This window comes from Paracoccus rhizosphaerae (assembly GCF_026162645.1).
GTDB lineage: Bacteria > Pseudomonadota > Alphaproteobacteria > Rhodobacterales > Rhodobacteraceae > Paracoccus > Paracoccus rhizosphaerae.
Genome location: NZ_JAOTBE010000091.1, coordinates 1 through 10,707, shown reverse-complemented (window position 1 = coordinate 10,707; position 10,707 = coordinate 1). Strand labels below are relative to the sequence as shown.

At 62.1% G+C, this 10,707-nt stretch carries 11 protein-coding genes; 10 read left to right on the top strand and 1 reads right to left on the bottom strand.

All coding sequences use genetic code 11. The features are described from left to right. Positions 1 to 742 precede the first annotated feature (742 nt). A complete protein-coding gene (gene pcaQ, locus OC184_RS18385) occupies positions 743 to 1,690 on the bottom strand; it encodes a pca operon transcription factor PcaQ (RefSeq protein ID WP_265508610.1) in 948 nt (315 codons plus the stop codon). A 105-nt stretch (positions 1,691 to 1,795) separates the two neighbouring features. On the opposite strand from pcaQ, the gene pobA reads away from it, so the two are divergent. The 10 genes from pobA to OC184_RS18335 are packed head-to-tail and all read left to right on the top strand — an operon-like array spanning position 1,796 to position 10,566. Beyond that, entirely contained in the window at positions 1,796 to 2,965 is a 1,170-nt protein-coding gene (gene pobA, locus OC184_RS18380) for a 4-hydroxybenzoate 3-monooxygenase (protein ID WP_265508609.1), read from the top strand. Then, complete coding sequence (pcaD, locus tag OC184_RS18375; protein ID WP_265508608.1) at positions 2,965 to 3,753, top strand: 3-oxoadipate enol-lactonase; 789 nt, start codon at positions 2,965 to 2,967, stop codon at positions 3,751 to 3,753. The genes pobA and pcaD overlap by 1 nt, the downstream gene beginning before the upstream one ends. Further along, complete coding sequence (pcaC, locus tag OC184_RS18370) at positions 3,746 to 4,147, top strand: 4-carboxymuconolactone decarboxylase (protein WP_265508607.1); 402 nt, start codon at positions 3,746 to 3,748, stop codon at positions 4,145 to 4,147. Before pcaD ends, pcaC begins: the two co-directional genes overlap by 8 nt. Beyond that, entirely contained in the window at positions 4,144 to 4,866 is a 723-nt protein-coding gene (gene pcaH, locus OC184_RS18365) for a protocatechuate 3,4-dioxygenase subunit beta (protein WP_265508605.1), read from the top strand. Before pcaC ends, pcaH begins: the two co-directional genes overlap by 4 nt. Before the next feature lies 1 nt (position 4,867). Continuing rightward, positions 4,868 to 5,563: a protocatechuate 3,4-dioxygenase subunit alpha gene (locus OC184_RS18360; protein WP_265508604.1), complete on the top strand. Its 696-nt coding sequence runs from the start codon at positions 4,868 to 4,870 to the stop codon at positions 5,561 to 5,563. A 9-nt stretch (positions 5,564 to 5,572) separates the two neighbouring features. Next, positions 5,573 to 6,406 (top strand): BKACE family enzyme, encoded by an 834-nt coding sequence (locus OC184_RS18355; protein WP_265508603.1) that lies wholly within the window; start codon positions 5,573 to 5,575, stop codon positions 6,404 to 6,406. Continuing rightward, the gene (locus OC184_RS18350) at positions 6,406 to 7,695 is read left to right on the top strand and encodes a lyase family protein (RefSeq protein WP_265508602.1); all 1,290 of its coding nucleotides are present in this window, start codon (positions 6,406 to 6,408) and stop codon (positions 7,693 to 7,695) included. The genes OC184_RS18355 and OC184_RS18350 overlap by 1 nt, the downstream gene beginning before the upstream one ends. Then, positions 7,692 to 8,720 carry a TRAP transporter substrate-binding protein gene (locus OC184_RS18345; RefSeq protein ID WP_265508600.1) on the top strand — a complete coding sequence of 343 codons (1,029 nt, stop codon included), beginning with the start codon at positions 7,692 to 7,694 and terminating at the stop codon, positions 8,718 to 8,720. The genes OC184_RS18350 and OC184_RS18345 overlap by 4 nt, the downstream gene beginning before the upstream one ends. Continuing rightward, entirely contained in the window at positions 8,717 to 9,250 is a 534-nt protein-coding gene (locus OC184_RS18340) for a TRAP transporter small permease (RefSeq protein WP_265508599.1), read from the top strand. The genes OC184_RS18345 and OC184_RS18340 overlap by 4 nt, the downstream gene beginning before the upstream one ends. Further along, positions 9,247 to 10,566, top strand: coding sequence for a TRAP transporter large permease (locus OC184_RS18335; RefSeq protein WP_265508598.1), 1,320 nt, complete (start codon positions 9,247 to 9,249; stop codon positions 10,564 to 10,566). Before OC184_RS18340 ends, OC184_RS18335 begins: the two co-directional genes overlap by 4 nt. Positions 10,567 to 10,707: the final 141 nt, after the last annotated feature.

Sequence of the window (10,707 nt, the reverse complement as noted above, 5' to 3'; positions counted from 1 at the left end):
GAGATCATGTTCGGCAGGCTTAAGGATTGGAGGCGCGTGGCAACTCGATACGACAGATGTCCGAAGGTCTTCCTCTCGGCCATCGCCCTCGCAGCAACCGTCATCTATTGGTTATGCATCCTGACCCTAGAATGCGCACCTGCATTCGTGGTCGCAGTAACGCGATAAATCGGCCGGGCGGCCCTGTTGCACAACCTGAGCGATGGCCAGAGGTGCCCTCGTCATGGTTAAGCTAACCCCACGGCTTCTGTAACAGGGCTTCTGAGCGCCGTTCAGCCGTTCAAGACGGCGATGCCGACCGCGAGTTGCCGTCAAGATTCCAACCCTGTGAGTCGCTGACCCCGCAGTTTCACGAGGTGTCTTCGTGTCTTGTTGCAGAGTTGGCGGTGGTATTCGCTTCATCGCGACAAATGTTTGGCAGCCCAAGGCCTCGTTGGGGGCGATGGCTTCACGGTTGCCTTCTGGGGCTCGGCGTTCCTGAAATGACCGCATCAGCGCTGCGGCCGGCAGTGGCGTCGTGCCGCTTGCACATGGTCGGCAGGGACGGGCTCGGCACATTGCCTTTGCCACCGAAGAGATATTCGAACCCTTGCCGAGTGCGGAATTGCCTCGCTGAGGATCAAGGCGACTACTACCGCGCCGTGCAGGCTTGTTGCGATTTTCATGACGCTCGCGCAGGACCGATCTTGTTATGAAGAGCGAGGGCCGACGAGGGTCAATGTGATCATCCGGGAAAGGACACCTACTCCAGCCGATTCAGGCTTTCGTCTAACCCCAAGCTGGAAACTGCCCGGTTCACTGCCGCAGCGAACAGATGTCGCGCCGCGTCTGGATCACCCGATGGATCAGCCGACGCGCAAGCCATCAAACCGACGGGGCCTTCTGTTATCCGCGTGGCGACCGGAAGACGTACCAGTCGGCCGGCCTGCACCTCACCTTCGACCACTCCTGCCGATATCAACCAGATGGCGTCGCTCTGCGCCGTGAAGGCGCGGCCAAAGGCACCCGAGACAGTTTCGATCCTGTTTGGGGGCAGGGCGATCCCTTCGGCAATCAGGAAACGTTCGACGATCGGGCGTATGGCGGCCGACGGATCGGGATATAGAACGGTCCAGTCCACGATGCGCCGCAGGTCCGGATCGGTCAGGATCGGGTGCCCGGGCCTCACCACCACCGCCACCTCCTCGAGATAAAGCTGGGTAAAGCTCAGGCCGCGCATTGTCTGGGGATCGCCCAACCGGCCGATTACCAGATCGAGCAAGCCGTCGCGCAATTGCTCGGTCAGTGCGGCGTGGGAGCCGTCCGCAACCGTCAAATGCAGATCGGGCGCCAGTACACTCAGCTCCCGTGCGACCTGCGGCATCAGGCGAGCTGCCACCGACGGCAGCGCGCCCACCTTTAGCGCCATTACCTTTCGGTGTCCGGCATCTTTCAAGCCCGACAGCCCCTGCTCAAGCGCGGAAAGGCTGGCCTGCGCGTGGACAAGGAAGAAATCTCCCTGTGCAGTGACGGCCACACCGCTTCTATCCCTTGTCAGCAGGGATGCGCCCAAGATGTCCTCAAGTTCGGAGAGTGTGCGCGAGATAGCCGGCTGAGTCAGCGCAAGCCGTTCCGCCGCGCGCTTCAAGCTTCGCTGACGTGTGATCTCGATGAAGGCCTGCAGGTGGCGGATCTTGATACGACGGTCCATGATTGCCGATCTTGATAAGTATTCGGCCAGTGATCTCATTTTACTTGATGCTTTGCACATGCAATCGTCATCGTTGAGTAAGGGAGTAGTCGGGATGGAGGGACTATGCGCACGCAAGTCGTGATCATAGGCGGCGGGCCCGCAGGCTTGCTGCTGGGCCAGCTTCTGCATCAGCAGAACATCGATGCCGTGGTGATCGAGCGTAAGACGCGTGACTACGTACTGGCGCGGATTCGGGCGGGGGTCCTCGAGACCGGTCTCGTGCGGCTGTTGGAGGAGGCAGGGGTGGCGGGGCGCCTGCACGCGGAGGGCCACGTCCACCATGGCGCACAACTCGCCGTCAACGGGCAGATGTTCCACCTGGACTTCAGCGAATTGGCCGGGACGCCAGTCGTCGTCTATGGCCAGACAGAAGTCACGCGCGATCTCTATGACGCCCGCGAGGCTGCCGGTCTTAGAACAGAGTTTTGCGCCGAGGACGTGGCCATTTACGATGCAGATACCGACAGGCCCTACGTGACATTTCGTCGGGATGGAGCGGAACACCGCATTGACTGCGACTTTATCGCCGGATGCGATGGGTTCCACGGCGTCAGCCGTCAGGCCATTCCGCTTTCTGTAAGACGGGAGTACGAAAAAACCTATCCGTTCGGCTGGCTGGGCGTGCTGTCCCGGACGCCCCCGGTCCATGAGGAGTTGATCTATGCCAATTCCGAGCGAGGCTTCGCGCTATGTTCGATGCGCAACGAGAACCTGTCACGCTATTATATCCAATGCGCCCTGTCCGATCACACCGAAGATTGGACCGACGACGCCTTCTGGACTGAGTTGAAACGCCGTTTGCCCCCTCAGATCGCTGGCCGCCTGGTGACCGGGCCGAGCATCGAGAAGTCGATCGCTCCACTGCGTTCTTTCGTGACCGAGCCGATGCGGTGGGGTCGGTTGTTTCTCTGCGGGGACGCCGCGCATATCGTACCCCCCACCGGTGCCAAGGGGCTGAACCTGGCGGCAAGCGACGTGCATTATCTTTATAATGGGTTGCGGCAGTATTATTGCGATGGTCACACTAGGGGGATCGATTGCTACTCAGAGCGCGCGCTTCTGCGAGTCTGGAAGGCCGAGCGGTTCAGCTGGTGGTTCAGCGGACTGCTGCACCGCTACCCTGACATGTCGCCATTCGATCTGAAGATGCAGGCAGCCGATATCGCCTTTCTGCGCGACAACCGGGCGCAGCAGCAGGCATTTGCGGAGAACTACGTAGGGCTGCCATACTGATGGAAACAATTCAGGTGAATGGGGTCGATCTGCACTATGCGGAGCAGGGGCCGATAGTCGGACCGGCCGTGATGTTCTGCAATTCACTGGGGACGGACCTGCGGGTGTGGGATCTGCTCCTGCCCCATTTGCCTGCCGGCCTGCGGATCCTGCGCTATGACAAGCGAGGCCACGGTCTGTCTGAGGTGGCACCCGGCCCCTATACGATCGATGACCTCGCCGATGACGCCGCTGCGCTGATCCGGGAACGGGGACTGACGAATGTTGTCTTCGTCGGTCTTTCGATCGGGGGAGTGATCGGACAAGCACTGGCTGCGCGTCACGGCGATCTGTTGGCGGGACTTGTGATCTCTAACAGCGCAGCCAAGATCGGCGAGGCCAACATGTGGCGCGACAGGATTGCCGCGATCAAGGCGAAGGGTCTGGCCAGCATTGCCCCTGCCACCATGGAGCGGTGGTTTTCCCCGGCCTTCCGCCAAAGCGGTCACGCTGCACCTTGGCAACGGATGCTGGAGCGACAGCCGCTGGAGGGCTACGCTGCCTGCTGCGAGGCAATCGCAGCGGCCGATTTGCGCGCTGAGGCGGCGCGACTGGCCCTGCCTGTGCAACTGATCGCTGGCACCCTTGACGGTGCAACGCCGCCCGAAGTCGTGCGCGGTACCGCTGATATGATTGCAGGCTCGCGCTACGATCAGATCAGTGACGCAGGTCACATCCCCTGCGTCGAAACCCCGGCGCGCTACGCTGAAATCCTTACTCGCTTCCTACAGGAGATTGGCCATGTCTGAAACTTATGGCCGGGGAATGACCGTGCGGCGCGAGGTCTTGGGCGACGCCCATGTGGATCGCGCCGAGGCCGCGAAATCGGAACTGGACCAGCCGTTCCAGGAACTGATCACCGCCTCTGCCTGGGGGACAGTTTGGGCCAGCGACGCCATCAGCCGCCGTGAACGGTCTATGCTGACGTTGGCGCTGCTGGCCGCGACGGGCAACTTCGAGGAAATCCCCATGCACATCCGGGCCACCGCCCGCACCGGAGCTTCCCCCCGCGACGTGGCCGAGGCATTCCAACACGTCGCCATTTATGCAGGCGTTCCCCGCGCCAATCACGCGTTGAAGTTGGCCAAGCAGACTTACGCCGAAATGGACGCACAAGACACCGATACGAAAGGCAAGCCATGACGCCCGCCGAATTCTATCAACGCGACCGCCGCCTCCATCCGCCGGCGCTGACGCCGGACTACAAGACCTCGGTTGCCCGGAGCCCGCGCCTGTCGATGATCTCGCTGGAAAACACCGCAAGCGAGATTACTGGGCCGACCTTCGGGCATGGCGACATCGATCCGATCGACAACGACCTGATCAAGAATTACGCCCAGACCGGCGACCCCATCGGTGAAAGGGTCATCGTCCACGGTCGCGTCCTTGACGAAAACGCTCGTGCGGTCCCAAACACGCTGGTCGAGATCTGGCAAGCCAATGCGGGCGGCCGTTACCGCCACAAGAAGGACAGCTATCTGGCTCCCATCGACCCGAACTTCGGGGGTTGCGGGCGCACACTCACTGATGAGAACGGCTTTTACTTCTTCCGCACCGTCAAGCCCGGCGCCTATCCCTGGCGCAACTGGGTCAACAACTGGCGGCCGGCCCATATCCATGTCTCTGTCTTTGGGACCGCTTTCTGTCAGCGGCTGATCACCCAGCTTTACTTCGAGGGCGATCCGCTGATCGCGCAGTGTCCGATCGTCCACACGATCCCCGACCCCGATGCGATAGAGCAACTGATCGCGCGGCTGGACATGAACGCCTCGATCCCGCTGGACTGCATCGCCTACAAGTTCGACATCGTGCTGCGGGGCCGCCGCTCGACGCTGTTCGAGAACCGGCTGGAGGGGAACTGACATGCGCCAGACACTGGATTACCTGCGCGAAACAGCCTCGCAGACAGCAGGCCCCTATGTGCATATCGGTCTGGCGCCAGGCGCGGCGGGATTCGACATTTACCGCGAAGAGCTGGGGCGGGATATCGCCGGACCGAATGCCAGGGGACAGCGCATCCGGGTCGAGGGCGTGGTGATCGACGGAATGGGCAGTCCAGTCAAGGACGTGCTGCTCGAGGTCTGGCAGGCCAACGCAAACGGCATCTACCCCCATCCCGAAGGTGGCGGCACCGTCGAGGAGGGTTTCCGGGGCTGGGGGCGGGTCATCACCGACTTCGAGACGGGCGAATGGTCGTTCGAAACCGTGAAGCCCGGCGCCGTCGCCGGTCGCCACCCCACGGCATCTGGCGTGGCACGACGTGTTCGCGAAACCCATCCTGACTGGATGGGCCGCGCCGATGAGGCGGCAGCACGCATGGCGCCGCATCTCAGCTTCTGGCTGGTGGCGCGCGGCATCAATATCGGCTTGAACACGCGAATGTATTTCCCTGACGAGGCCGAGGCGAACGCCAAGGATCCGGTCCTGAACCTGATCGAATGGGAAAGCCGCCGCGCCACGTTGATCGCGAAGCGCACGGACAATGATGGCGGCCTGCCGGTCTATCGGTTCGAGATCCGCCTTCAGGGTGACGATGAAACCGTGTTTTTCGATATCTGAGGTAGTTTGATGTCCCAACCCTGCATCATCTGCGTTGCGATCACCGGGTCGCTGCCGACCAAGGAAAACAACCCTGCCGTTCCGATCACCGTGGACGAGCAGATCGAGTCGACGCAGGCGGCATTCGAGGCCGGCGCCACCATCGCCCATTGCCATGTGCGCGACGGCGATGGACGGCCGACGAGCGATCCCGATCTGTTCGCCGCGCTGAAGGAGGGACTGGAAAAACACTGTCCGGGTATGATCGTGCAGCTCTCCACTGGCGGGCGATCGGGCGCGGGGCAGGCACGCGGCGGAATGCTGCCCCTACGGCCGGACATGGCATCATTGTCGGTTGGCTCGAACAACTTTCCCACCCGTGTTTACGAGAACCCGCCCGATCTGGTGGACTGGCTTGCTTCGGAGATGGCGTGCTACGACGTCAAGCCGGAGGTTGAGGCCTTCGACTTGTCTCACATCTTTCAAGCTGCCAGCATGTTCAAGGATGGGCGGATCAAGGACCGACCCTATGTGCAGTTCGTGATGGGCGTGAAGAACGCCATGCCGGTGGACCGAGAGGTCTTCGACTTCTACATCCACACCGTCAAGCGCCTGTTCGGCGACGATACGCACTGGTGCGCAGCTGGGATCGGCGCGCAGCAACTGACGTTGAATGAGTGGGCAATTTCCTCGGGGGGGCACGCGCGCACGGGGCTGGAGGACAATGTCCGTCTGGACCGCGACAACCTTGCGCCCTCGAACGCGGCACTGGTGCATCGGGCCGTAGATCTGTGCGGGAAGTACGATCGCCCTGTCGCAACCTGGCAACAGGCACGCCAAATCCTCGGGCTGCGGATGCCGTGATGCTGACAGACGGGCTGTTCAGCGACCCCGAACTGCGCGCTTTGATGGGGGCCGAGGCCCAACTCTCCACCATGGGGCGCGTCGAGGCGGCACTGGCACGAGCGCAAGGCATGCGGGGGATCATTCCCGCTGATAGCGCGGACCGGATCGCAAAAGTCGCGCGAAGCATTGCTCTTGACCCGACGGCGCTCGTCGCGTCCGCCGCACGGGCTGGAATTCCTGCGCAAGCCTTTGTCGCAGCACTGAAGGACGCCTGCGGAACGGATCAGGCTTTCGTTCATTACGGCGCGACATCGCAGGATATCCAGGACAGCGCGCTTGTTCTGCAGTTGCGCGAAGCGTTGATGGTCCTGGAGGAACGGCTGGCGGAGCTGATAGAGGAGCTCAGGTCCAAGGCCGATGCCCATGCTGATCTCGTGCTTCCCGCCCGAACCCGCTTCCAGATCGCTGCGCCGACGACGCTAGGCGCAAAGATTGCAGTTTGGCGCGCTCCTCTGCTTCGTCATCTGGAGCGGCTTTCCGAACTGCGGCCGCGTCTGCTGAACCTGTCTCTCCACGGCGCGGCGGGCACCGGCGCCGCCTTCGGACCTGATGCGGCGGCACTGCGTGCCGACGTAGCGCGCGACCTCGGCCTAGGCGCGCCCGAGGTGCCGTGGCATGCCGCGCGGGACGCGATCGCTGAACTGGGCGGTTGGCTGTCGCTGGTTACCGGCAGTCTAGGCAAGATCGGGGCCGATCTGATCCTTCTGGGTCAGTCCGAAGTGGGTGAGATCCACGCGGGCACCGGCGGCGGTTCGTCTACAATGCCGCAGAAGTGCAATCCCGTCGCCGCCGAGGCATTGGTCAGCATCGCCCGGCTGAACGCCGGTGCCTCGGGCACGCTGCAAGGATCGCTGGTTCATGCTCAGGAACGTGATGGCTCCGCTCTGGCCGTGGAATGGGAGATCCTGCCAGACATGCTGATCCGCACCGGCGCAGCGCTGCGCCTGGCGCTTGACCTGTCCCGCAGCCTGACACCCAACCCGCGCCGCATCGCTGAAACTTTTGCCGCGGACCGTGGCGCCATGCTGGCCGAGGCCGCCGGCTTCTACCTTGCGCGCCACATGCCACGCGCCGAAGCGCAGCGCATTGTTGCCACGGCATTGTCCGACATGGCGTCAGATTCCCGCGAAACTTTGACATCCGCGTTGCGCCGCCTGCAGCCAGGGCATGACTGGACCAACATTCTGGCACCCGAACAAAACACGGGTCCAGGCAACGACATCAACATGGGAGGAGAAGCCACATGAAAAGGATCACTCTACTGGTGACTGCAGCGGCAGCTTGCCTGGGCACCGCTGCCGCTGCGCAGGAGGTCACGCTGCGCGTCCACCACTTCCTGTCAGCCGATGCGCCAATCCAGACTGGCGTCCTCGAGCCTTGGGAAAAGATGGTCGAGGAACAGTCGGATGGGCGCATCGACGTACAGATCTATCCCTCGATGCAATTGGGCGGCAAGCCGCCGCAGTTGTTCGATCAGGCGCGTGATGGCGTCGTCGACGTTGCCTGGACTTTATTAGGCTATACCCCTGGCCGCTTTCCTGTCTCGGAAGTCTTCGAACTGCCGTTCATGTCGGGCACAGCGCAGGAAACGACTGCCGCCCTTCAGGAGTATCAGGCCAAGTACATGGGGGATGAACTTGCGGACGTCCATCCGCTGCTGATCCACGCTCCGGCTGGTTATAAACTTCATACCAAGGATACCGCCGTGGCGTCCCTTGATGATCTGGGAGACCTGAAGGTTCGCGCGCCCTCGCGCACCATGACCGATGGCTTGAACGCCCTTGGTGCGACAGCTGTGGGAATGCCCGTTCCGGAGGTGCCTCAAGCCCTGACGACGGGAGTCATCGACGGTGCCGTCATTCCCTGGGAAGTCTTCGGCAGCCTGCGCATCGAAGACGTGACGCAAAACCATACGGAATTCGGTGCCGAGAATGGCGGCCTTTCGACCGCGGTCATGGCCTTGGTGATGAACCAGTCGACCTATGATGCACTGCCCGACGACCTGAAAAAGGTAATAGACGATAACTCGGGGGCTGCACTCGCGACGCTCGCGGGCACCGCCTTCGACGAGGCGGAAAAGGCAGAACGCCAAAAGGCCGTGGATGCCGGCAATACCATCACCGTCATTCCAGAAGGAAACCTCGGCGAATGGCAAGAGGCCAGCCAGCCGATCATCGACGCGTGGGTCAAGACCATGACCGACGCGGGCCATGACGGGCAGGCGATGCTGGATGACGCCCGTGCCATGCTGAAAAAGGCGCGCGGGCAGTGAAGCCGGTGCAGGGCGACACGGCCGACTTGACCGACCATGGCCTTCCGGTTCCGGTTCCAGGCTGGCTTGCCGCCCTGTGCCGTTTCTTCGCCGCGATCGGCGGTGTGGTGCTGTTGGCGATGATGCTGATGACAGTCATCAGCGTTCTCAAGAGATCGATCCTCGGGGCCCCCATCCCGGGGGACTTCGAGCTCGTCGAGATCGGCAGCGCCATTGCGATCTTCTGCTTCCTGCCGTGGTGCCAGATCAGCGGGGGCAATGTCTTGGTCGACTTCTTCACGAGCAAGTCCAGCCTCCGAAGTAACCACCTGCTGGAAGCGGCGGGCGATCTCCTCTTTCTGATGATCGCCGCACTTTTGACATGGCGGCTGTTTCACGGCGGCACCGAGATGCGCGAATACGGTGAGCAGACGATGGTCCTGCGCATCCCCCTGTGGTGGAGTTTTCCCATCATCATCCCTGCGATGACACTGCTGGTCGCAGCCTGCGCCGCGACCATGATCGGCCACATTAGAAAGGCGCGGACATGACGGGAATTGCAGCGGGCCTGACCTCCTTCGGGGTTCTTCTGCTGTTGATGGCTGTGCGCATTCCCATCGGCGTGTCGATGCTGGCCGTGGGTCTTGGGGGCTATGCGATGTGGACAGGCTCCACGCCGCTTCTCGCCTTCCTGAAGACCTCCACCTTTTACCAGTTCTCGACCTATTCTCTGTCGGTCATCCCTCTGTTCGTCCTTATGGGCGAATTTGCCACCAAAGCGGGGATGAGCCGCGCGCTCTATCGTACTGCTGCGGCATTTCTAGGTCATCGTCGGGGCGGGCTGGCCATGGCATCGATCGGAGGTTGCGCAGCTTTCGGTGCGATCTGTGGATCTTCGCTGGCAACAGCCGCGACCATGGGGCAGGTCGCGTTGCCGGAAATGCGGCGCTACAACTACAGCGGCGCCCTGGCAACAGGATCTCTGGCTGCCGGGGGAACCTTGGGTATTCTCATCCCGCCGTCGGTCATCCTGGTGCTTTACGCGCTGATGGCAGAGATGAGCATCGCCAAGATGTTCGTGGCGGCGATGGTGCCGGGTATCTTGGCTGCCGTGGGGTACATGCTGGCGGTAGCTATTTTCGTGCGACGCCATCCCAATGATGGTCCTGCCGGACCACGGGCGACGTGGTCCGAGCGGCTCGGGGCGCTGCGGGAAACCTGGTCGCTGATCCTGATCTTCGCGCTTGTCATCGTTGGCATGTATCGCGGCTGGTTCACGCCGACCGAGGCGGCGGCTGTCGGCGCCTTCGGCACCGGTGTTCTGGCGGTGCTGCACGGAGGGATGCGGCTTCGCGGCATAGCCGACTGTCTGCGCGGCACGGCCGGTACTTCTGCCATGATCTTCCTGATCCTGCTGGGGGCCGAGACGTTCAACGCCTTTCTGGCGCAGACGCAGACGCCGATGCTGCTGGCCACCGCGATCCAGAACTCGGGCCTGTCGCCGATGATGATCCTGCTGGCGATGCTGATGCTGTACCTGATCCTGGGCTGCGTCATGGACTCCATGTCCATGCTGCTGCTGACGATCCCCATCTTTTATCCGATCATTGCCGGGCTCGATTTCGGGATGTCGCAGGAAGAGACACTGATCTGGTTCGGCATCCTGGCCGTCGTCGTGGTCGAAGTCGGGCTCATCACCCCCCCGGTTGGCATGAACGTTTTCATCATTAACGGTATGGCGCGTGACGTGCCGATGATCGAAAGCTTTCGCGGCGTCCTGCCCTTCCTGATCAGCGACATGATCCGCATTGCCGCATTGATCGTTTTCCCGTTCATCAGTTTGGGACTTGTACGGATGCTGAGCTGAGGGCATCGAGAAGTTTACAGTGCTCGCGCGGTCGCCGCTGAAGGACGATTTCCGGTGAAGGTCGTGGCCGAAACTCTGGGTGTCGCCCGTTCCAACCTGATCGACCGGTTGAAGGGGGAGACAAAGCCGCGGCGGCGCTGC

Coding starts and splice junctions, on each gene's coding strand:
- pobA (WP_265508609.1), top strand. CDS start 1,796: ATGCGCACGCAAGTCGTGATCATAGGCGGCGGGCCCGCAGGCTTGCTG.
- pcaD (WP_265508608.1), top strand. CDS start 2,965: ATGGAAACAATTCAGGTGAATGGGGTCGATCTGCACTATGCGGAGCAG.
- OC184_RS18335 (WP_265508598.1), top strand. CDS start 9,247: ATGACGGGAATTGCAGCGGGCCTGACCTCCTTCGGGGTTCTTCTGCTG.
- pcaC (WP_265508607.1), top strand. CDS start 3,746: ATGTCTGAAACTTATGGCCGGGGAATGACCGTGCGGCGCGAGGTCTTG.
- pcaQ (WP_265508610.1), bottom strand. CDS start 1,690: ATGGACCGTCGTATCAAGATCCGCCACCTGCAGGCCTTCATCGAGATC.
- OC184_RS18345 (WP_265508600.1), top strand. CDS start 7,692: ATGAAAAGGATCACTCTACTGGTGACTGCAGCGGCAGCTTGCCTGGGC.
- OC184_RS18350 (WP_265508602.1), top strand. CDS start 6,406: ATGCTGACAGACGGGCTGTTCAGCGACCCCGAACTGCGCGCTTTGATG.
- OC184_RS18355 (WP_265508603.1), top strand. CDS start 5,573: ATGTCCCAACCCTGCATCATCTGCGTTGCGATCACCGGGTCGCTGCCG.
- OC184_RS18360 (WP_265508604.1), top strand. CDS start 4,868: ATGCGCCAGACACTGGATTACCTGCGCGAAACAGCCTCGCAGACAGCA.
- pcaH (WP_265508605.1), top strand. CDS start 4,144: ATGACGCCCGCCGAATTCTATCAACGCGACCGCCGCCTCCATCCGCCG.